21 protein-coding genes are annotated in these 19,666 nt (G+C 63.6%); 10 read left to right on the top strand and 11 right to left on the bottom strand.

The genetic code is table 11. The features are described 5' to 3' along the window. From JOZ76_RS18315 to JOZ76_RS18330, 4 genes are all read right to left on the bottom strand, one after another. On the bottom strand, positions 1 to 587 hold a 587-nt coding region (locus JOZ76_RS18315; RefSeq protein ID WP_291700454.1), incomplete at its 3' end, for a TRAP transporter large permease subunit. A 16-nt stretch (positions 588 to 603) separates the two neighbouring features. After that, a complete protein-coding gene (locus JOZ76_RS18320) occupies positions 604 to 1,119 on the bottom strand; it encodes a TRAP transporter small permease (RefSeq protein WP_291700456.1) in 516 nt (171 codons plus the stop codon). Positions 1,120 to 1,283: 164 nt separating this feature from the next. Continuing rightward, complete coding sequence (gene dctP / locus JOZ76_RS18325; protein ID WP_291700457.1) at positions 1,284 to 2,282, bottom strand: TRAP transporter substrate-binding protein DctP; 999 nt, start codon at positions 2,280 to 2,282, stop codon at positions 1,284 to 1,286. 66 nt (positions 2,283 to 2,348) lie between these two features. Beyond that, positions 2,349 to 3,095, bottom strand: coding sequence for a GntR family transcriptional regulator (locus JOZ76_RS18330; RefSeq protein WP_441300056.1), 747 nt, complete (start codon positions 3,093 to 3,095; stop codon positions 2,349 to 2,351). A 123-nt stretch (positions 3,096 to 3,218) separates the two neighbouring features. On the opposite strand from JOZ76_RS18330, the gene JOZ76_RS18335 reads away from it, so the two are divergent. Beyond that, the gene (locus JOZ76_RS18335; RefSeq protein ID WP_291700462.1) at positions 3,219 to 4,025 is read left to right on the top strand and encodes an SDR family NAD(P)-dependent oxidoreductase; all 807 of its coding nucleotides are present in this window, start codon (positions 3,219 to 3,221) and stop codon (positions 4,023 to 4,025) included. An 8-nt stretch (positions 4,026 to 4,033) separates the two neighbouring features. Here the strand turns inward: JOZ76_RS18335 and JOZ76_RS18340 are convergent, their stop codons facing one another. From JOZ76_RS18340 to JOZ76_RS18355, 4 genes are read right to left on the bottom strand one after another with little or no spacing between them, the layout of a single operon-like run. Next, positions 4,034 to 4,741, bottom strand: coding sequence for a molybdate ABC transporter substrate-binding protein (locus tag JOZ76_RS18340; RefSeq protein ID WP_291700464.1), 708 nt, complete (start codon positions 4,739 to 4,741; stop codon positions 4,034 to 4,036). Further along, positions 4,741 to 6,876, bottom strand: coding sequence for a xanthine dehydrogenase family protein molybdopterin-binding subunit (locus tag JOZ76_RS18345; RefSeq protein WP_291700466.1), 2,136 nt, complete (start codon positions 6,874 to 6,876; stop codon positions 4,741 to 4,743). The genes JOZ76_RS18340 and JOZ76_RS18345 overlap by 1 nt, the downstream gene beginning before the upstream one ends. Next, the gene (locus tag JOZ76_RS18350; protein WP_291700468.1) at positions 6,873 to 7,343 is read right to left on the bottom strand and encodes a (2Fe-2S)-binding protein; all 471 of its coding nucleotides are present in this window, start codon (positions 7,341 to 7,343) and stop codon (positions 6,873 to 6,875) included. The genes JOZ76_RS18345 and JOZ76_RS18350 overlap by 4 nt, the downstream gene beginning before the upstream one ends. Before the next feature lie 16 nt (positions 7,344 to 7,359). After that, positions 7,360 to 8,322, bottom strand: coding sequence for a tripartite tricarboxylate transporter substrate binding protein (locus tag JOZ76_RS18355; RefSeq protein WP_291700470.1), 963 nt, complete (start codon positions 8,320 to 8,322; stop codon positions 7,360 to 7,362). Positions 8,323 to 8,467: 145 nt separating this feature from the next. On the opposite strand from JOZ76_RS18355, the gene JOZ76_RS18360 reads away from it, so the two are divergent. From JOZ76_RS18360 to JOZ76_RS18400, 9 genes are all read left to right on the top strand, one after another. Further along, complete coding sequence (locus JOZ76_RS18360) at positions 8,468 to 9,532, top strand: ABC transporter substrate-binding protein (RefSeq protein ID WP_291700472.1); 1,065 nt, start codon at positions 8,468 to 8,470, stop codon at positions 9,530 to 9,532. A gap of 13 nt (positions 9,533 to 9,545) precedes the next feature. Beyond that, a complete protein-coding gene (locus JOZ76_RS18365; protein ID WP_291700474.1) occupies positions 9,546 to 10,922 on the top strand; it encodes an MmgE/PrpD family protein in 1,377 nt (458 codons plus the stop codon). Positions 10,923 to 10,940: 18 nt separating this feature from the next. Further along, the gene (locus tag JOZ76_RS18370; RefSeq protein WP_291700476.1) at positions 10,941 to 11,696 is read left to right on the top strand and encodes an SDR family oxidoreductase; all 756 of its coding nucleotides are present in this window, start codon (positions 10,941 to 10,943) and stop codon (positions 11,694 to 11,696) included. Between the two features lie 84 nt (positions 11,697 to 11,780). Then, on the top strand, positions 11,781 to 13,880 hold the full coding sequence (locus tag JOZ76_RS18375; RefSeq protein ID WP_291700478.1) for a molybdopterin oxidoreductase family protein: 2,100 nt from the start codon (positions 11,781 to 11,783) through the stop codon (positions 13,878 to 13,880). Positions 13,881 to 14,408: 528 nt separating this feature from the next. Continuing rightward, positions 14,409 to 14,720 carry an IS110 family transposase gene (locus JOZ76_RS18380; RefSeq protein ID WP_291700480.1) on the top strand — a complete coding sequence of 104 codons (312 nt, stop codon included), beginning with the start codon at positions 14,409 to 14,411 and terminating at the stop codon, positions 14,718 to 14,720. A 45-nt stretch (positions 14,721 to 14,765) separates the two neighbouring features. Next, the gene (locus JOZ76_RS18385; protein ID WP_291700482.1) at positions 14,766 to 15,053 is read left to right on the top strand and encodes a hypothetical protein; all 288 of its coding nucleotides are present in this window, start codon (positions 14,766 to 14,768) and stop codon (positions 15,051 to 15,053) included. A 661-nt stretch (positions 15,054 to 15,714) separates the two neighbouring features. Continuing rightward, the gene (locus JOZ76_RS18390) at positions 15,715 to 16,473 is read left to right on the top strand and encodes a hypothetical protein (protein ID WP_291700484.1); all 759 of its coding nucleotides are present in this window, start codon (positions 15,715 to 15,717) and stop codon (positions 16,471 to 16,473) included. Between the two features lie 97 nt (positions 16,474 to 16,570). Then, positions 16,571 to 16,792, top strand: coding sequence for a hypothetical protein (locus tag JOZ76_RS18395; protein ID WP_291700486.1), 222 nt, complete (start codon positions 16,571 to 16,573; stop codon positions 16,790 to 16,792). A 441-nt stretch (positions 16,793 to 17,233) separates the two neighbouring features. Further along, entirely contained in the window at positions 17,234 to 17,455 is a 222-nt protein-coding gene (locus JOZ76_RS18400; protein ID WP_291700488.1) for a hypothetical protein, read from the top strand. A 25-nt stretch (positions 17,456 to 17,480) separates the two neighbouring features. On the opposite strand, the gene JOZ76_RS18405 is transcribed toward JOZ76_RS18400, so the two are convergent. The 3 genes from JOZ76_RS18405 to JOZ76_RS18415 all read right to left on the bottom strand — a co-directional run bounded on the left by JOZ76_RS18405 (position 17,481) and on the right by JOZ76_RS18415 (position 19,454). Then, positions 17,481 to 17,609, bottom strand: a complete 129-nt coding sequence (locus tag JOZ76_RS18405) for an RSP_7527 family protein (RefSeq protein WP_291700490.1) — start codon at positions 17,607 to 17,609, stop codon at positions 17,481 to 17,483. After that, positions 17,606 to 18,550, bottom strand: coding sequence for a bifunctional helix-turn-helix transcriptional regulator/GNAT family N-acetyltransferase (locus tag JOZ76_RS18410; protein WP_291700492.1), 945 nt, complete (start codon positions 18,548 to 18,550; stop codon positions 17,606 to 17,608). Before JOZ76_RS18410 ends, JOZ76_RS18405 begins: the two co-directional genes overlap by 4 nt. A gap of 328 nt (positions 18,551 to 18,878) precedes the next feature. Beyond that, a complete protein-coding gene (locus tag JOZ76_RS18415) occupies positions 18,879 to 19,454 on the bottom strand; it encodes a glycosyl transferase (protein WP_291700494.1) in 576 nt (191 codons plus the stop codon). Positions 19,455 to 19,666: the final 212 nt, after the last annotated feature.

Below are 19,666 nucleotides of genomic sequence, written 5' to 3' on the forward strand. Positions count from 1 at the left end.
GCGAAGATCAGGCAAAGGATGACGAGGGAAAATCCGAGCAGCAGGCCTGGAAACACACCCGCCATGAACAGCGAGCTGATCGCGATGGTACCGCCGGTCGCCAGCGAGTAGAGCACGGCGTTATGGCTTGGCGGCACCAGCAGCGCCTGCACCGAGGCGGTAATGGTGAGATTGGTCGCAAACACACGCGGATAGCCGGACCGTTCCATCTGCGGGATCATCACCGAGCCGATCGCCGAGGTGTCGGCGACCGCCGAGCCGGAAATGCCGCTCAAGAAGGTCGTTGCCAGCACGTTGACGATCGAGAGGCCGCCGCGCAGGCGGGTGAAGCCGACCAGGACGTCGGCGAAGGCGACCAGGCGCCGTGCCATGCCGCCTTCCGCCATGATCGCACCGGCAAGCACGAAGAACGGAATGGTCAGCATCGCAACCTTGCTGACGCCGTCGGAGATTTTCAGCATCAACGCTTCGAGCGGAATTCCGATCCACAGAGCGCCGACGATCGCAGCGGCCGCCAGCGAATAGGCGATCGGCATGCCGATGACGAAGCAGACCATCATGGTCGCGATAAGGACGAAAATATCCATGGTCTGTTGGTTCCGATCAGTCGATGGACACGGAATGGGATTGATGCGCGATGGGGTCCGGCGGAGGCCCGAGAAAAATGCGCTCGATGATGAAGAGCAGCAGGCACACACCGCCGACCGGGATCGGCAGATAGGTGACGCCGACCGAAAGGAACGGGAAATCGGCGATAGAGTTGTGCCATGTCACCTCGACGAGGCTCTCGCCCCAGACCACCATGAAGATCGCGATCATGGCCATCAGCAGCTGGACGAGAAGGTCGAACAACCGTCGCCACGGCGCAGGCAACTGGTCCACGAAGTAGGACACGTTCATGTGGAGGTTGAGCCGGTATCCGGCCGCCGCGCCGACGAAGGTCAAAAGGATGGTGAGCAGCACCGCGAGCGGCTCGGGCCACGACGCGGCGCTGTTGAGAACGTAGCGGGTGAACACCGCCCAGGGGATGACGGCCGAGATCAGGACCAGCGCAGTGACGCCGACGATGACGCAGAGAAGGTAGAGATAATCCATTGCGCGGCGATAGAGACCGGCCATGGCCAGGGGCTCCCGGTTTTCGAGCAGTTAAGGGTTGAGCGAGGCGCGATGGCTTGACGTTGAAGTCGCCGTCGCACTTCTTCATCTTATCGGCTTGAGCATCGCCTGTTCGGAGAACTGCCTTGGGCCTTGCGGTTCAAACAATTCTCTCAGGCCTGCTCATGCTAGGCCATTTCTTGAATGCGCTTGATCATGTCCTGGTATTTCGGGCCGTACTTGTCCCATACCGGTTTGACCGCCTTCTGGAACGGTGCCTTGTCGGCAATCTCGATAATCTCGCAGCCGGCGGCCTTCGCCTTTTCCATGGCGCTCTGCTCATATTTTTTCCAGAACTCGCGTTCCTCGAGCTGAGCTTCGCGGGCGAACTTCCTGATCAGGTTCTGGTCGTCGGCCGAGAGCGATCCCCAGGCCTTCTTGGAGAAGCACAACAGCTCGGGAATGATCAGGTGCTCGGTCAGCGAATAATATTTTGCAGCCGTGTAATGATTGTCGAACACATAGCTCGGCGGATTGTTCTCGGCGCCGTCGATCACGCCGGTCTGCAGCGCGCTGAAGACCTGGTCGTAGCCCATCGCGATGCCGTTGCCGCCGAGCGCGTTCATCATGTCGACGAAGATCGGATTGCCGATGACGCGGACCTTCAGCCCCTTGATGTCGTCGATCGTCTTGATCGGGTGTTTTGTGTTGTAGACGCTGCGCGCGCCCGCATCCATCCAGCACAGCCCCACAAGCCCGGCATTGGCATTGGTGGTGATCTTGTCCAGCAATTCCTGGCCGATCGGGCCGTCCATCATCTTCTGGGCGTGGGCGCTGTTCTTGAACAGGAACGGCATGTTCACGACATTGATGTCGTCGACGATCGGGCCGAGGGCGCCGGCGCTGACGCGCAGGAACTGGATCGCGCCGATCTGCGCCTGCTCGATGGTTTCCTTCTCGGCGCCCAGCTGTGCTGACGGATACATCTGCACAGAGAGCCGTCCGTTGGTGGCGTCCGCGAGCTTCTTGCCCAGATTCTCGGTTGCGGCCACGGTCGGATAGCCGGTCGGGTGAACGTCGGCCGCCTTGAACACGGCTTTGGCCTGCGCGCGGGTCGGCAGTGGTGATAAGAGCGTGACGGCGGCGCCAAGGCCGGCGCTGAGCTTGATGAAGTCGCGACGTTTCATGATGGTCCTCCCTGAAAATTGTGGTTGCTTGTTCGGCTGGCCTTCGCTGGCCGCGGCGGCTTCGGTCTAACCCGGTTGGTCGAAAAACTCGGGATTGATGTTTTGCGTGGCTGAGATGTCGATGAGCAGTCTTTCGAGGTGCCGATCCATGGCGATCCGCGCGGCTTCCGGATCATGCGCCTCGATCGCAGCCAGGATCGGCTCGTGTTCGGCGATGACCTGCGCCATCCGTCCGGCCTGAGGCAGGGTCAACAGGCGATAGCGGTCGACCTGGACCTTCACCTGCTGCACCCATTTCCAGATGCCGGGATAGCCTGCCACCTCGGAGATCGCCGCGTGAAATGCTTCGTCTGCCTGGTGGAAGGCCGCGCGGTCGCCGGCGGCATCTGCTTCGCGCTGGCGCTGGACGATGGCCTGTAGCGTCAAGATCTGGCTGGGCGTGGCACGCTCGGCGGCAAATCGCGCCGTGGTCTCCTCCAGCGCCTTGCGAATGATGATGGATTCCGGCAGCGCCGCGATCGGGATGCGCGACACGATGATGCCCGATTGCGGAAAGATCTCGAGGAGACCTTCGTCGGATAATTTCAGGATCGCTTCGCGCACCGGCGTCCGGCTGACGCCATAGGACAGCGCGATCTTGGCTTCCGAAATCGCTTCGCCAGGCCGCCGCTGCATCGAAACCAGTTCCGCGCGCAGATCGGAATAGATCCGCGACGCCGCCGTGGCCGCGCGAGAGGCGCCGTTGCGGCGGGGCGCGATCAGCACCCGACGGGACGTTCGACCCTCCGCTTTGTTTTTAGCGCGCGCTGGCATTTTGCCCTCAATAGCATTGATATATTAGTATATGAATTGCTTGGCAACGAGAAATGTGTGCTTTCTGCTCGCTCGCCGCGAGCTTCTCACGCGGCTCGGGTGGGATGGTTCTCAAGGAGGTTGGTGTTGGACTATCGCAAGCTCTTCGACCTCTCAGGCAAGACCGCCGTCGTTCTTGGTGCGGCCTCGGGCATCGGCAAATCCTCGGCCGAGGCGCTCGCATCGCTCGGCGCGCAGGTCCTGTGTGCCGACCGGACGGTCGACGGTGCCGAGGCAACTGCCGAGGCCATTCGCGGGCAGGGCGGTGTCGCGACCGCAGCCGCCTGTGACGCGGCCGATCGCGGCGAAGTCGCTGCGCTCGCACTGGCCGCGACACAGACGTTTCCAAAGTTGGACATCGCGGTCACGACGCCGGGCATCAACATCCGCAAGACGATCCTCGACTACACCGAGGAGGACCTCGATCGCGTCATCAATCTCAACGTCAAGGGCACGGTCTATTTCTTCCAGGCGTTTGGCCGGATCATGATCGGGCAGAAGAGCGGCAGCCTGATTGCCTGCTCGTCGGTCCGCGCCGTGACGATCGAGCCCGGGCTTGCCGTCTACGGCTCGACCAAAGCCGCGATCGGCCTTTTGGTGAAGGGGTTTGCCTCCGAGGTCGGCCGCTTCGGCGTGCGCGTCAACGCGATCGCGCCGAGCATCGTCGAAACCGCGCTGACCGGCCCGTTCAAGCAGCGGCCCGATATCTTCAACCTCTACGCTGGCCACACCGTGTTCAACCGCTGGAGCAGCGCCGACGAGGTCGCGACCGCGGTAGCCTATCTCGCCTCGGATGCGGCGAGCTATGTCAGCGGCAGCACGCTCTTTGTCGATGGCGGCTGGACAGCGGTCGACGGCCCGCCGACCGGCCTCACACAATTGAGCAGCTAGCGGCGCCATCACGCCTCCACGTTCAGGAATCCGGCTTGGGCACGCAGCGCCGCCGCCTCGGTGGCGGTCAGCAGATCGATCAAGGCTTGTGCAGCCATGGCGTGGACGGATTGCACAGTGATGGCGCCCGTGTAGGTGGTCGCAAGGTCATATCCGCGCGGCAGCGATCCCGAGAGCTCCACGCCTGATGTCGCGATGATCTCGGTCGATTGCGTGCAGCCGAGCGGCCGCGCAGCATCGCAGGCCGCGAGGTGGCGCATGGCGGTTGCGCCGTTCGGATAAATCTTCAGGCGCGAGCCGACGGCAACGGCGATGCCGAGCCGGTCCAGGACGCTTGCGACATGGAGCCCCGCCGTCGAAGTTTTGGTGTCCGGCACATAGATCGCATCCGCGGCAAGCAAGGCATTGCGCAGGTCGTCGGCATTCGAGACCGACAGTTTTGCATCGCCAGCGCGAACGGCGAGCGCGGTTTCGACCATGCCAACATCGCGGATCGAGCCCGCGATGACCAGATTTTCTTCGGCCAGTTTCGCCACCAGCGCCCTGGTCAGAATCACGAGATCGGCCGGTGCGCCCGCCCGCAGCTTGTCGGCCATGAAGCCGACCGCGCCAAACTCCCCCGAGATCTCGAAGCCAGTCTGCTCCCGGAAGATCGCGGCAACGCTCGCCACCAGGCCGTGTGCGGCGCCGCCGCTCACGAGGTTCAGGCTGTTCATCAACTCGCTTCCATCGCTGCGATCAGGCTGTCGCGCGTGATCGGCAGGCCCCGCACGCGCACGCCAAGCCAGTCGAACACGGCATTGGCGATGGCCGCGGTGACCGGGCCGTGCGCGGCTTCGCCGGCGCCGACCGGCTCGATCTCGGGCCGCTGGATCACATCGACATCGACCTGAGGCACCTCGCTGAAGCGCAGAATAGGATACGCGGTCCAGCCGTTGCTGGTGATCCCAGTGCGATCGAACCGCACGCGCTCCTTCAGCGCCCAGCTCGTCGCCTGGATCGCGCCGCCCTCGATCTGGTTGACGATCCCGTCCGGATTGATCGCTTCGCCGACGTCGACGGCGATGCTGAGGCGCCTGACGCGGATATCGTCCGCCCCCTCGACCTCCGCCACGACGGCGCAATAGGCGCCGGTGTTCTTGTAGCGGGCAAAGCCGATGCCATGACCGATGCCGCCCTTGCGTGCAGGCTTCCAGTTCGCGCGGCTCGCGGCCTTGCGGATCACGTCCCGGGCGCGCTCATCGCTGAGGTGACGCAGGCGGAACGCGACCGGGTCCTCGCCACGTTCGACCGCGATCTCATCGAGAAACGACTCGATGGCAAACACGTTGCCCTGCGCGCCAAGAGTCCGCAGCGCCGAGGTGCGGATCGGCATCGTCAGCAGGCGATGGCTGGTGATGGTCCAGGAGGGAAAATCATATGGCGGCACCGAATTGCGGTCGCCGCCACCACCACTGGCCGGTGGCGGATTGGTCGAGATCATCCGCGGGAAGCCGTCCGCGATTTCGGTCGCGGCCAGCAGCGCCGGTTGCGTCGCACGCCCGGGGCGAGCGGTATGCCCATTGCTCCAGATCGCATGGCGCCAGCCAGTGATCTCGTTGTCGGCATCGAGATCGGCCTCGATCTCGATCGCCATCGCAGCCCCGAACGGCGCATGCGTCATCTCGTCGGCGCGGGACCATTGCACGCGCACGGGCCACCCGGGCGCCGCTTTCGCCAGCAGCACCGCATCGAGTGCGACATCGTCGGCGGCATTGTGGCCATAGCAGCCCGCGCCCTCGACATGCTCGACCGTGATGCTCTCGACTGGAAGCTTGAGTACCAGTGCCAGATCGGCGCGCAGCATGTAGACGCCCTGGCTGTGGGTCCAGACCATTACGCGATCGCCGTTCCATTGCGCGATCGCGCAGGAGGGCGCGATCGAGGCGTGCGCGACATAGGGACGGAGATATTGCCGCTGGATGGTACGTACCCCGGCGCTGGTGCGCGCGGGCTGCCTGGCATCGATCACGGTCGATTCCACCGGCTGGCTTTTCAGGAACGCCGCGAGATCGTTCTCGTCCGGCAGGATGGTGGAGGACGACCATGCCGCGCCCTTGCGCAAGGCTCGAAGGGCGGCCTCAGCGCCGTTCTCGGTTTCGCCGACGACGCCGACAAAATTGCCATCGCGCACGACAGCGACAAGGCCGGGCACGACACGGGCGCTGTCGTCGCTCAACTCCTCGAGTTGCGCGCCCGCGATCTCCGGCCGCAGCACACGGCCATGCAAGAGGCCGGGCAGGACGAGGTCATGGATGAACCGCGGACGGGCGAAAACCTTGTCCGGGATGTCGAGCCTTTGCACCGGTTGTCCAGCGAGCGTTCTTTGAGCAGCCAATTTCGGTTGCGCCGCGAGGGTCGCCTCGCGGTCCAGCGAGACCTCGCCCGCCAGTTCCCAATAGCTGGTGCTGACATTGCCCGGACCGGAAATCGTCCCATCTTTGATGGCGAGCGCGCTGCTGTCGACGCCGAGCCGATCAGAGGCTGCGTCAAGAAAGATCTGCCGGATTTCGGCGCAGGCCTGGCGAAGCGCGCGTCCGGACTGTTGGATCGACAGACTACCCGAGGTGACGCCCTCGTTCGGACTTGCCGCGGTCGACGCGCGCACCATCCGGACGCGCGGCAGATCGACATCGAGCTCGTCAGCGGCGATCTGTGCCAGCGCGGTGACGATGCCCTGTCCGATCTCGACCTTGCCGGGCGACACGCTCACCTGACCGTCGCTTAAGAATTTGACCCAGGACGACAATCTTGGATTGGCCGCAAGGCTGACGGGCAGTTTTGCCGGGACCGACGTGGGTGCCTTGCTCATGGCGCGGCCATCTCGTCGGCCGCGCGCAACACTGCGCGGACCATCCGGTTGTGCGATCCGCAGCGGCAGAGATTGCGGTCGAGTGCCGCGCGCACGGCGGCTTCATCAGGGGCCGGATTTTGCTTCAAGAGCGCCGCCGCGCTGATCAGGATCCCCGCAACGCAGTAGCCGCATTGCATCGCCTGCTCGGCGATGAATGCACGTTGCAGTGGATGCGGCCGCTCGGCGTTGCCCAGGCCCTCGATCGTCGTGATGTCCTTGTCCGCAACCGACCACAGCGGCGTGTCGCACGACGTCACGGCGCGATCACCGAGCAGGACATGGCAGGCGCCGCATTCGCTGGCGCCGCAGCCGAAATGTGGTCCTGCGAGCCCCAGTTCTGCGCGCAAAACATCGAGCAGGGAGCGATCAGGATCGGCGTCGACCGTGGTCTCGACGCCGTTGAGGCGAAAACGAATGTCGGGCATTGCAGTGTGACGGGTCCTATTGCTGCTTGTCGAATTTCTTGACCACTTCGGCCCATTTCACGATGTCACCGCGCAAAAATTTGTCGAACTCCTCCGGTGACATCGACATCGGCTCCGCGCCCTGTTGCGCCCAGAGCTTGACGATGTCGGGCCGCTTCACGAAGGCATTCACGGCGGAGCTGAGCTTTTCGACGATGGATTTTGGCGTTCCCGAAGGCGCCATCAAGCCGAGCCAGATCGTCGCCTCATAGCCGGCAACGCCGGCTTCGATCGCGGTCGGTACGTCCGGCAGGACGCCGGAGCGCGCCCGGCCGGTCGCGGCGAGCGCGCGAACCTGACCAGCGGCGACGTTGGGCGCCATGGCGGTGACGGCGTCGATCATCATCTGCACCTGTCCACTGATCACGCCCGTGCGCGCATCACCGCTGTTGCGGTAGGGCACATGCACGACATCGATGCCGGCCATCGATTTGAACAGCTCGCCGGCCATGTGATAGGGCGTGCCCTGGCCTGATGACGCATAGTTCAATTTTCCAGGCTGCGACTTTGCCAGCGCGACGAACTCCTGCAACGTCTTGGCCGCCACGGAGGGATGCACGACGATCACGAGATCGGAAGAGTTGATCGGCGCAATCGCGACGAGATCGCGCATCAGATCGTATTTGCGGTTCGGGACCAGCGATTCATTCGCGGTCTGGGTATTCGACATCATGAGCAGCGTGTAGCCATCGGGAGACGACTTGACGACTTCCTGCGTACCGATCACGCCGCCGGCGCCGGTGCGATTCTCGACGACGAATGGCTGGCCAAGTCCTTCCTGCAGCGCGTTGCCGAGCAGGCGGGCCGCGACGTCGGCCGGACCGCCGGGCCCGAAGGGCACGACGATCCTGACCGGACGAGCCGGATAGTCCTCTGCCGGACATCTTGCAGATGCGAGCAGGGCCGCAATCAGCACGAGCGCAAACGCTGAAATCCTCATGCGATCCTCTCGTGCCTTCGGGGTCTCTCTTTTGCTCAAATCTAGCCAAGCCTGGAACGCTCTGTCGACGATAGACTCAGGGCACACCATAGGAATAAAAGCTAGGTTGTGGGGTCGTCCGAAAATGGCCCACGAGGAAGCGCTCATGACATCGACAAAAATTTCCCGGCGCAGCGCGCTCAAGGCCACAGGCGCCGTTCTTGCGACGGCAGCGTTCTCCACCCGCGTGCTCGCCGATGCCCCGCCGGCCGAGCCGGTCACGCAGGCTTTGATCGACGCGGCGAAAAAGGAAGGGCAGGTTGTCTATTACACCTCGACCGATCTCCCGGTCGCGGAAAAACTCGCCAAGGCGTTTGAAGCGAGATATTCCGGGATTGCCGTGCGTGTCGAGCGCACCGGCGCCGAGCGCGTGTTCCAGCGCATCGGCCAGGAATATGCGAGCAGCATCCATGCCGTCGACGTGGTCAATTCCTCCGATGCCGCGCATTTCATCGTCTGGAAGCGCGACGGCATTCTTGCCCCTTATGTGCCCGAGGATGTCGCAAAGTATCCCGCCGAGCACCGCGATGGCGACGGGCAGTTTGCAAGCTTTCGCGTTTGGCTCTCGATCATCGCCTTCAACACCAGTCTGGTAAAACCGGAGGACGCGCCGAAGAGTTTTGTCGACTTGCTCGATCCCAAATGGAAGGGCAAGATCGTGAAAGCCCATCCGGGCTACAGCGGCACCATCATGACCGCGACCTACCAGATGCAGCGCGACCTCGGCTGGGGCTTTTTCGAGCAGTTGGCGAAGCAGAACATCATGCAGGTGCAGTCCTCGGCTGATCCGCCAAAAAAGCTCGATCTCGGCGAGCGCGCCGTGATGGCCGACGGCAACGAGTATAACATCTTCCAGCTCCGTGAGGCCGGGCGGCCGGTCGAGCCGGTTTATGCCAGCGAAGGTTCGCCGCTGATCGTCGGGCCCAACGGCATCTTCAAGTCCTCGCCCAATCCGAATGCAGCAAAACTGTTTCAGTCGTTCTGCTTCAGCCGCGAGGCCCAGCAAATGATCATCGATGTCGGCGGCCTGCGCTCGGCCCACCCCGACACACAGGAGAAGGCGGGGCGAAAACTCCTGAAGGACATCAAGACCATGAAGGACGATCCGGCCGCGGTCGAGAAGGAAGGTGAGGCGATCAAGCAGCGCTACACCAAGATCTTCCGGGTCTGATCCGGCTTGCCCAATGTCCTCCAGCGTTTTCGAAACCTCCGTCGCCGAAACCCTGGCCGAGCGCATCGTCGCGGTGAAGCCGGGAACGTTGCCGGCCGAGACCGCGCGAAAATGTGAGGATCTGCTCATCGACGTGATCGGCCTCTGCGTCACGGCACGGAAGGAGGACTATGTCCTGAGCGCGGCCACGGCCTTCGACGACGGCGGCATCTCCACCGTGATCGGCCATCGCCGCACCCTGAGCGCGGCGGGCGCGGCCTTTGTCAACGGCACCGCAGCGCATGGCCAGGATTTCGACGACACCTTTGAGGGCGGTCCGGTCCATGCCGGCGCGGTGGTGGTTCCGGCGGTCCTTGCCGCCAGCGAGCGCTACAATGCCGACGGCGCCATGGCGCTGCTCGGCATTGCCGTCGGCACCGAGGTTCTGTGCCGTCTCAGTCTCGTGGTACCGAAGGCGGTGCATCGGAGCGGCTTTCACCCGACCGCCGTGTTCGGTGCGCTCGGTGCAGCAGCCGGGGTTTCCGCCGCGCTCGGCATGCCCGCGCAGGAGATCGTCGATGCGCTCGGCATCGCCGGCAGCATGGCGAGCGGCATCATCGAATATCTCGCCGAAGGCGCTTGGACGAAGCGGATGCATGCCGGCTGGGCCGCGCAATCGGGCATCCGCGCCGCACTGCTGGCCCGCGCGGGCTTCATCGGTCCGCGCACCGTGTTTGAGGGCGTGCACGGGCTGTTCCAGGCCTTTGCGCACACCGCCGATGGCGACTATGACGCGCTTGTCGGCGAGTTCGGCGCGCGCTGGGTGATCGATGCGCTGGCGTTCAAGCCGTATCCCTGCGGCACCATGGCGCAGCCCTATATCGATTGCGCGCGGCGGCTCGGGATGCGGGGCATCGCGCCTGAGGATGTCAGCGAGATCATCTGCGAGGTCGCGGAGGGGACGGTGCACCGGCTCTGGGAGCCGCTCGCTGACAAGCAGCGCCCGCCGAACGGCTATGCGGCGAAATTTGCCGTGCCGTATCTCCTGGCCTTCGGCTTTGTCCATGGCGGCGTCGGGCTCGGCGCCTTCACAGACGATGCGATCGCCGATGAGCGCGTGCTGGCGCTCGCGGCGAAAGTGAAGTTCGAGATCGACCCCGAAAATCCCTATCCGAGCAGATTTACTGGGCATATCAAGGCGACGTTGAACGACGGCTCCGTGGTCGAGGAGCGGCAGCCGCATCTGCGCGGCGGGGCGCAGGAGCCTTTGACGCGCAAGGATGTGGTCGACAAATTCAGGCTCAATGCCGCTCATGGCGGCTGGTCCGCAGCGCAGAGCGAGGCGGCCTTGAAGCTGATCGAACGGCTCTATCAGCAAGGCCGGATCGATCTCGGCGCATTGCGCGTGTGAGCGATTGGGGGAGCCGCCATGGCCGGCGAGGAACTGACCGGCAAGGTCGCGATCGTCACCGGTGCCGGACGCAATATCGGCCGCGCCATAGCGCTGGCGCTGGCCGATGCCGGCGCCGCAGTTTTGGTGAATGCGCGCAGCAACCGCGCCGAGGCCGATAGCGTCGCTGCTGAGATTGCAGCGATCGGAGGGCAGGCGCTGGTTCACATCGGCAATGTTGCCGACGCGAAGGCTGTGCGCGCGATGGCAGATGCCGCGCTCGCGCAGTTCGGCCGGATCGATATCCTCGTCAACAATGCTGCACTGCGACGGGAAAAGCCGTTCGCCGAAATGGACTATGGCGAATGGCGCGAGATCCTCGACATCACCCTCGACGGCGCGTTTCATTGCACAAAGGCCTGCCTGGCAGCGCTGCGGGCCAGCGGGGCGGGGACCATCATCAATATCGGCGGATTGAGCGCGCACACAGGTGCCGCTCATCGCGCCCATGTCGTGACTGCGAAGGCCGGCATCGTCGGTTTGACCCGCGCGCTCGCCCATGATCTCGCCGCCGACGGCATCACGGTCAATTGCGTGGTTCCCGGCCTGATCGGCACGCCGCGGCCGACTGGCCAGGTGGAACCCGCGCATCATCTGAGGCACGACACCATGACGGGCGAGCGCGGCAAACCGGGTGACGTCGCTGCCGTTGTGCGGTTCCTCTGCACTCCCGCTGCGCGCTACCTGACCGGCCAGTCCATCCACGTCAATGGCGGCGCTTATCTCGGCGGCTAGTGCATGGGCCACTGGCGGTTTTGCAGGTGAATTGCCGGACAAAGGCGCTCGGCTGGCCCGGCTTTTAATGTTAACAATCTGGGCATGAACCAGCATGCCAGAGTAGAAGTCCGCCACTCCACCTGTCCGCACGATTGTCCCTCGGCCTGCGCGCTCGACATCGACGTGATCGACGGCCGCAGCATCGGGCGCGTGCGCGGCTCGAAGCTGCAGACCTACACGGCCGGCGTAGTCTGCGCCAAGGTCGCGCGCTACGCCGAGCGCATCCATCATCCCGAGCGGCTGACGCATCCGCTCCGCCGGACCGGGCCGAAGGGGTCCGGGCAGTTCGCGCGCATCTCCTGGGACGAGGCGCTGGACGAGATCGCCGCTCGCTTCAATGAGGCCGAGCGCGACTACGGCGCGCAGTCGGTCTGGCCCTATTACTACGCCGGCACCATGGGGCTCGTGATGCGCGACGGCATCAATCGCCTGACCCATGTGAAAAAATATTCGCGCTTCTATTCGACGGTCTGCGCCAATGTCGCCCGCGTCGGCTTTTCGATCGGCACCGGCAAGATCGCCGGCGTCGATCCGCGTGAGATGGCGCTTTCCGATCTCGTGGTGATCTGGGGCACCAATCCGGTCAACACCCAGGTCAATGTCATGACCCACGCCTCGCGCGCGCGGAAGGAGCGCGGCGCAAAAATCGCGGCGGTCGATATCTACAACAACGACACCATGAAGCAGGCCGACATCAAGATCATCCTGCGGCCGGGCACCGACGGTGCGTTCGCCTGCGGCGTGATGCATGTGTTGTTCCGCGAGGGCTTTGCCGACGGCGCTTACATGGAAAAATACACCGACTGTCCGGCCGAGCTCGAGGGGCACCTGAAGACGCGCACGCCGGAATGGGCCTCGGCAATCTGCGGCGTCCCGGTCGCCGAGATCGAAGCGTTCGCGCGCGCGGTCGGCCAGACCAAGCGCACTTTCTTCCGCCTCGGCTACGGCTTTTCCCGCAGCCGTAACGGCGCCACCCAGATGCACGCGGCATCGTGCATTCCCGCGGTCACCGGCGCCTGGCAATATGAGGGCGGCGGCGCGTTCTTCAACAATGCGGCGCTCTGGCGCTTCAATGAATCGATCATCGAAGGCCATGACGCGATCGATAACACCACGCGCCTGCTTGATCAGTCCAAGATCGGGCGCATCCTGACCGGCGATGAGGAGGCGCAGCTCGGCGGCGGCCCGGTCAAGGCGATGCTGATCCAGAACACCAATCCGGTGACGATCGCGCCGGAGCAGACCCTGGTGCGCCAGGGGTTTGCACGCGACGATCTCTTTGTCGCCGTTCACGAACAGTTCTTGACCGAGACGGCTGCCATGGCCGACATCGTGCTGCCGGCGACCATGTTCATGGAGCATGACGACCTCTATTACGGCGGCGGCCACCAGTACATCTCGGTCGGCCCAAAACTGATCGATCCGCCCGGCGAATGCCGCAGCAATCACGAGGTGCTGCAGGCGCTCGCCCGCCGCGTCGGCGCTGACCATCCAGGTTTTGACATGACGCCGCGCGAACTGATCGACGCGACGCTGAAGCTCTCTGGTCATGGCGACATCGCGGGCCTGGAGGCGGATATCTGGCGCGACCTGCAGCCGGATTTCCGCACCTCGCATTATCTCGACGGCTTTGCCCACGCCGACAAGAAATTCCATTTCAAGGCCGACTGGAAGCATCCGACCTTCGGCAAGCTGATGGGCGATGTCGACAACATGCCGTCGCTGCCCGACCATTGGGCCGTGATCGAGGAGGCGGATACGACCTATCCGTTCCGCCTGGCGACCAGTCCCTCGCGCAGCTTCCTCAACACCACCTTCAACGAGACGCCGTCGTCGCAGGCCCGCGAGGGCAGGGCGTCGGTCATGATCCATCCGCTCGATGCCGCCGCGCTCGGCATCGCGGATGGCAATGCGGTGACGCTCGGCAGCGTCCGCGGCGAGACCTCGCTGATCGCAAAACTGTTCGACGGCGTGCGACGCGGGGTGCTGATCGCGGAATCGGTGCATCCGAACAGCGACCACATCGGCGGGCGCGGCATCAACACGCTGACCGGCGCCGATACGATCGCGCCGATCGGTGGCGCAGCGTTCCACGACAACAAGGTGTGGATCAAGAAGGCGAACCTGGCGGCGCTCTCATAACGCGACGGTGCTTCCCCGTCATTGCGAGCGAAACGAAGTAATCCAGGCATGTTGCCGCGAGGGAAGGCTAGATTGCTTCGGCGCGAACGAGCCGCGCAATGACGGCGTCTCAGCGGTTCTGATTGACTTGTCAAAGAGCTGTTGAGGACAGCGGCTCGCGTTCCCGCGGCACGATATGCCCGAGCTGTGCGTCTCTCCGCCCTCTGAATGAAGGGAATGCCGGGTGAAGGCCTCACCCATGGCCCGCCAGCAACAAGAAAAGCTGGCGGCAGACGCCACAGGTTTGGCCGAAGCATCCCCGCCTTCCCTGCGCGATGGTTTTAACGCTTATAGCGCGCTCTTGTGTCCTCAAAACCTGCCAGAATGTGCGAACGGGCGGTTCTCACCAACCGCCCGTCGCTGGATCTGAGCCCGTGTGCGCTCAAAGGCCTGAGAGCCTGTCGGGGAGCGTGGGACAGATCCGGTGTTCTTCCTCAACCCGAACAGTTGCATGGGCTGCTAGCCCGAACCGAGCAAGGGAGGGAGTGGATGATGGCACAAAACGATCGCGTTGTCGTCGGTATTGATGTCGCCAAGGACAAGGTGGATGCATGCATTCGTTCGCCCTCGCAACGGCAAACGGTCCCGAGCAGTACGGAGGGGCGCCGCAAGCTGATCGCCTGGTTCCGCAAGAAGGTCGACAAGGCTGTGATGGAGGCGTCCGGCGGCTATGAGCGGGACTGGGCCAAGGCGCTGCGTGAGGCCTGCTTCGAGGTGTGGATCGTCGATCCGAAGCGGGTGCGCAACTTCGCCCGCTCGGCGGGGCGGCTGCCAAGAACGATGTCATCGATGCAGAGATGATCGCCTGGTTCGCCGAGACGTTTAAGATGCGCGACGGCGAAATTTTTGATATTTACGATCGGTTTCAGCCAGGCCTACGGGGTGGGGAGAGTGACCTTCGAGCAGACGATTGATGGCCACGTCGCTGCGGGAGACCGCGAGGCGCTCCAAAGCCTGCTGGATTTCATGAAGGGCGTCCAGAGCCATTTCAAGGCAAGGCGGGCCGAGGACCGCACCCTGCTCAACATGATCCTCGAAAGCTGCGCCAAGGACATCGCCTACATCGAGCAGGCCATGGCGAAGCTCACGCCGGCAGGTCCCGATCGCGATCCAGGTTCGAGCGGGCAAAAGTGAAAAGTTTCAACCCGAGTTGGACCAGTGCCCCTGACCGACGACAAGCGCAACGAAAGCACCTAGTTGTCGGCAAATTGGTGCAATATGCTGGCCAACACTCTTATGTCAGTCGGGGTCGTTTGTTCCGATCTCGCTGCGTTCCCGTTGAACAGGCTCGCAAAATTCGATTCCGGTGCGGGCGATTGCACCCGCAGGGCCCTGGGGACGCCAGCGGCGTCGGTGCAATCGATCGATCTGCTCGGCTGATTCGCCGGAACGGGTGAAGGAAAAATGAACGGGGTCATCTGGCGTGGCGATCTGTTCTTGCCTGAAGAGCGACATGAGGGGAAAGCGCTTGCCCGAAACGAAGCGACCGCAAGCTGGACCGCTCCGATTAAGATAAGTTATCGACGAAAGTGGAAAACGCATCCATCATGCAAAGCGTTGACAACTCTTCGGCAGAAGCGCGATGCACTCTGATGTATGCCCGTATTGCCGAATTCGTCTCGAGGTCGGTTGGGTAAAATTTCGATTTAATCACGCCGCGACGGTTTCCATTTGCCCAAACTGCGCGATGGCGTCCGCCGACGAGGGACGATCTGCAGCTCACAGCGGCGCTGGTTGGGCCGAGGGGCTCACACGGGTTGTCCGCGCCCTGAGCATTCAGCATGGAGCACCGCGGATGCGCCGCGCTCTCGTCCACGTGTTGCAAGCAGGGATCATCGTCATTGGGGGATACGCGGGGCTTGTTTGGTTGGATTCAGCGACTAACCGCGACGTCGCGCCGGCACCGCAACCTGCTGCGACGATCTCGAACTGGACCATGCCGTCGGAGCCGGTCCCTTCAGCACCGGAGCGCTCCGCCAAGTTGGCTGAAATCGGCCAAGACGTCGCCTCGCACGAAGCAGTCAACGCGCACCTCACCCCATCAAGGACGCGCGGAGACGAAGGTCTGGGCGAGAACGAGTCGACCGTCACTTCAAGCAGCGTAGGGCAGCAAGCCGGGAGCGATCAGGCGAGGGCGACCGCATCGTCAAGCGATCAGGTGGCGAGCGACCCGCCCGCCGGCGGGTGCATGCCGATCGGTGTGACGAGCTCGGGTGCTCTCGTCTTTCCAGTGCAGTGCCGTGAACTCCTCGCGAAATACAGGGGTGGGTCAGGTGATGCCGTCCCGGAGCCGACGCCAGCAGCTCCGGCCGAACAAGTGAGTCACGATCAGGAAACGGTTGGTGCTGTCCGTGACCAGCAGATCGCGAACGTCGCCTCGACACTCTCCCGGGTTGATCCCGTGCCCCGGGCGAAAGCCAAGCCGCCAAAACCGGGGGACGCGCAGCAGGTTTCGCAATCCCGGAATGATCGACGTTCTCACCAGCGCTTTGCCCGATTGCTCAAGGATCCACTGGCGCTGACTTGCATGGCTTGCGTGCTGTTCGGTCGCTAGGCGTGAAACATCAACTCTATCTGGAAAAATTTTAGGGTCGCAAAACCCACAAGCCTTTTCCCAAGGACGAGAGAAAAATTCCGATGAGGTAACATGGGTGACAGCAACCATCGCACACGTGCCGCATTGTCCCGGGATGATTGATTCCCTGTTTGCTCGCGCCCAGGTGGCCATCGACGAAAGCTGGGCGCTTCAAAATCGAAGCCGCGCCTTGCAGGCCGAACGCGCCCGTGACCGCGACGAGCTTCGACTCGCGGTGCTCGAAAGCGCCATGTATCGCGCCGAAATGAAGGCATACCGTGACAACCGAGAGAAGTAGGGTTGCTGAAATTGGCTGGCGTATGGGACTATGCGGCGATAGCGAAGCGGTACCGGGAGCCAAGAGTTTCGGGGAAAGGGCCGGCCTGATGCTCGACAGGGAAACTCGGGCCCAATACGGCAGATTGGCGGACGCATACGAACAGCTGGCGGATAACGAAGAGGACGTGGCGCGGAATATGGGTCGCGCAGCCGAGTAAAGATTGGCCGGTCGGCGGCCTCGCCCTTCAAGAATATTTCCTTCTTGCCCTTGGTGGGGCTCGCCGTCGCTCGGCATTGTCTTCTGATGTGCCGATGCCGCCGCTCGGCTTGATCGGCCCCCAGGTTCTGCGAAGGTTCTGGGGTTGCCGATCTGTTCCTGTGCCTGTTCCGAGGCCTGCCCCTCGTTCGCGGTCAATGATCGGCGAAATTGCATGGTGCGGAGGCCCCGCCGAGCACCTATATGTCGGTGATGACAGATACCCGCATCAAGAAATCACCTGAGCAGAAGCTCGCGGAGGCCTCGGAGGGCTATGCCGCCTACCGGGCCAAGGAAGCGGCGGCGCACGCCAACATGCTGCGGCTTCGTGCCGAGCGGCTCGCCCGAGAAGGCGCCGGCCCGCCGGAGGCGAAGAGCGAACCGGCAAAGCCGAAAGCGCGGAAAAAAATCGTTCGCAGCTACTAGACCTGCGGTCCTTCAGATCCGGAATTCATGATCGTGGTGGGTGGCCGGCCAGCAGCGCCCACAGCGATCGCCAGGTGTTGCGGCAGGCCTCGGCGCGCAGCCGCGTGGCGCGGCGCTTGTAGAGAGCGACGAGTTCGCTGGTCATAAATGTCATAGCTCGCGTTCCCAGGTCTCGCCGATCAAGTTCTGGCCAAAGCTGCGGTGCGGCTCGCTCTTCACCAGGCTGAACCCGGCGTCCTGATAGATCTTGCGGGCCGCCACCAGGATGCTCTGAGTCCACAGCGTCATCCGGCGATAGCCGCAGGCGCGCGCAAAGCCGACGCATTCGGCCACCAATCGTTGTCCGAGGCCTTGGCCCCGGCCAACAGGGTCGACCGCCAGCAGCCGCAGCTTTGCGACATGGTCGCTGTGCTTGACCAGAAACACCGAGCCCACCGGGCTGCCGTCCAGATCGGCGATCCAGCAGCGCTCGCGCGAGGCGTCGAACGAGGTGATGAATTTTGCCACGATCTCGGCGACCAGCGCTTCATACGTCGCGTCAAAACCGTACTCGCTGGCGTAGAGTGCACCTTGGCTCTGCACCACAAAACCCATGTCGCCGGGACGCGGATCCCTGAGGATCGCGGGTTTGATGGCAGGGCGCGGCAAACCGAACAGCCGCTCGATGATCGCCATCGCCTCGGTCAGACGCCTGCGGTCGTCAGCCGACAGCGCAGTCAGCATCGCTGCGACTTCCTCCTGTGAGTTGCGATCGAGCCTGGCGAAGGCCTGCCGGCCTTTCGCGGTGAGCGAGAGCTGATGTTGCCGCCGGTCCGAGGGCAGCGGCTTGCGGCTGATCAGGCCGGCCTCCTCGAAATTCTGCACGATGCGGCTGAGATAGCCGGCATCGAGGCCGAGCTCGCTGCCGATCTCCTTGGCCGACAGGTCGTCACGGTGGGCGAGTTCGTAGATCACCCGCGCTTCGCTCAGGGAATAGGGACTTTTGTGGATGTGTTGATCCAGCGCACCGATCTTGCGGGTATAGGCGCGGTTGAAGGCGCGTACCGCGGCGATCTGGCCGTCGGACACGCCTGACGTCACTTCGACTTGGGCCATCGGGTCACCTCGATACTTGCTATTGTCAAACAACTACTTGATTTTGGCAAGTATGTTATTGAAACCCGGTCGAGGGCAGGCGCGATGTGTGTGTGGGGGGGAGCGAGCGCGATGAGATGAAGTTCGATCGGAGCCGAACGGGAGGTGCGCCCCCTCTCCCCGCTTGCGGGGAGAGGGTTCGGGTGAGGGGGAGTCTCCAAACACCGCGCTCGTGGAGAGTCCCCCTCACCCGGATCGCATCTGAAGATGCGATCCGACCTCTCCCCGCAAGCGGGGAGAGGTGAACCGTTCGCGGGAGGCGACGATTCAAATCAAACTTCGTCGTGCTTCAGACGCCGACCATGACGATCCGGCTGCGCAACAGCGTGCGCGAGGAGCGGCCGAGCCGCCGCAGCAGCTTTGCTTCGGCGCGGCGGATATTTGGGGCATAGCCGCCGAGCCGGACGTAATGGTCGCGCGCGATCAAGAGGCCCTGGTCGGTGAGCGGGCCCGCGACGAGCCGCGCGATCGCCTTGAGCCGATCGCGCAAGCTGGTTTCCGAGTAGGGCGAGGGGGCGTAGCGAAAGATGCCGGCGCGCGGGCGGCCGCTTGCGGCGACGCCCTGGATGAACTGGGTGGTCTCATCGATCCAGCCGGCATCGAGCACCGCGCCGGCCTTCAAAAACATCAGCCAGGGTGAGCGCGCCTGCGCGGCGCCGGCCGCCAGCGCGGCCGTCGGCGAGCCCTGCATGCGCAGAAAGCGGCAGCCGGCGATATCGGCGACGCGTTCGATCACGTCATTGTCGGTGCGGTCGACCAAAAGCACTTCGCGCACGACCCCGGAGGCCGCGCCCGGCACCAGCGCGGACAGCGTGGCGACCGCGGTCTGCTCGACCCCGTCGGTCGGGATGATCACACTCAGCATGACCTCTGCATCGTTGGCTCGAGCTTTTCGAAATCGGCTGCACTGTTATCATCTTGTCACAATGAAAACAGCCCGCCGATTGCGGCATTTTACGGCACTCGGGCCGGCCGACCGTCAGCGGTGAAACCCTACGTCGATTTGACAGGCGTGCTCAGCCTGGCCTTGCAATGCCGCGCGATGCTGGTTTCCTCGCTGGTGGGAATCACGAGGAC

Origin of the sequence: Bradyrhizobium sp. (genome assembly GCF_019244115.1) — a bacterium.
Classification (GTDB): Bacteria; Pseudomonadota; Alphaproteobacteria; order Rhizobiales; family Xanthobacteraceae; genus Bradyrhizobium.

What these genes read in the sequence shown, in the direction of transcription:
- JOZ76_RS18350 (WP_291700468.1), bottom strand. Translation starts at nt 7,343, where the DNA reads ATGCCCGACATTCGTTTTCGCCTCAACGGCGTCGAGACCACGGTCGAC.
- JOZ76_RS18400 (WP_291700488.1), top strand. Translation starts at nt 17,234, where the DNA reads ATGTCGGTGATGACAGATACCCGCATCAAGAAATCACCTGAGCAGAAG.
- JOZ76_RS18405 (WP_291700490.1), bottom strand. Translation starts at nt 17,609, where the DNA reads ATGACATTTATGACCAGCGAACTCGTCGCTCTCTACAAGCGCCGCGCC.
- JOZ76_RS18410 (WP_291700492.1), bottom strand. Translation starts at nt 18,550, where the DNA reads ATGGCCCAAGTCGAAGTGACGTCAGGCGTGTCCGACGGCCAGATCGCC.
- JOZ76_RS18320 (WP_291700456.1), bottom strand. Translation starts at nt 1,119, where the DNA reads ATGGCCGGTCTCTATCGCCGCGCAATGGATTATCTCTACCTTCTCTGC.
- JOZ76_RS18380 (WP_291700480.1), top strand. Translation starts at nt 14,409, where the DNA reads ATGATGGCACAAAACGATCGCGTTGTCGTCGGTATTGATGTCGCCAAG.
- JOZ76_RS18340 (WP_291700464.1), bottom strand. Translation starts at nt 4,741, where the DNA reads ATGAACAGCCTGAACCTCGTGAGCGGCGGCGCCGCACACGGCCTGGTG.
- JOZ76_RS18375 (WP_291700478.1), top strand. Translation starts at nt 11,781, where the DNA reads ATGAACCAGCATGCCAGAGTAGAAGTCCGCCACTCCACCTGTCCGCAC.
- JOZ76_RS18355 (WP_291700470.1), bottom strand. Translation starts at nt 8,322, where the DNA reads ATGAGGATTTCAGCGTTTGCGCTCGTGCTGATTGCGGCCCTGCTCGCA.
- JOZ76_RS18360 (WP_291700472.1), top strand. Translation starts at nt 8,468, where the DNA reads ATGACATCGACAAAAATTTCCCGGCGCAGCGCGCTCAAGGCCACAGGC.
- JOZ76_RS18390 (WP_291700484.1), top strand. Translation starts at nt 15,715, where the DNA reads ATGCGCCGCGCTCTCGTCCACGTGTTGCAAGCAGGGATCATCGTCATT.
- JOZ76_RS18345 (WP_291700466.1), bottom strand. Translation starts at nt 6,876, where the DNA reads ATGAGCAAGGCACCCACGTCGGTCCCGGCAAAACTGCCCGTCAGCCTT.
- JOZ76_RS18365 (WP_291700474.1), top strand. Translation starts at nt 9,546, where the DNA reads ATGTCCTCCAGCGTTTTCGAAACCTCCGTCGCCGAAACCCTGGCCGAG.
- JOZ76_RS18370 (WP_291700476.1), top strand. Translation starts at nt 10,941, where the DNA reads ATGGCCGGCGAGGAACTGACCGGCAAGGTCGCGATCGTCACCGGTGCC.
- JOZ76_RS18330 (WP_441300056.1), bottom strand. Translation starts at nt 3,095, where the DNA reads ATGCCAGCGCGCGCTAAAAACAAAGCGGAGGGTCGAACGTCCCGTCGG.
- JOZ76_RS18415 (WP_291700494.1), bottom strand. Translation starts at nt 19,454, where the DNA reads ATGCTGAGTGTGATCATCCCGACCGACGGGGTCGAGCAGACCGCGGTC.
- dctP (WP_291700457.1), bottom strand. Translation starts at nt 2,282, where the DNA reads ATGAAACGTCGCGACTTCATCAAGCTCAGCGCCGGCCTTGGCGCCGCC.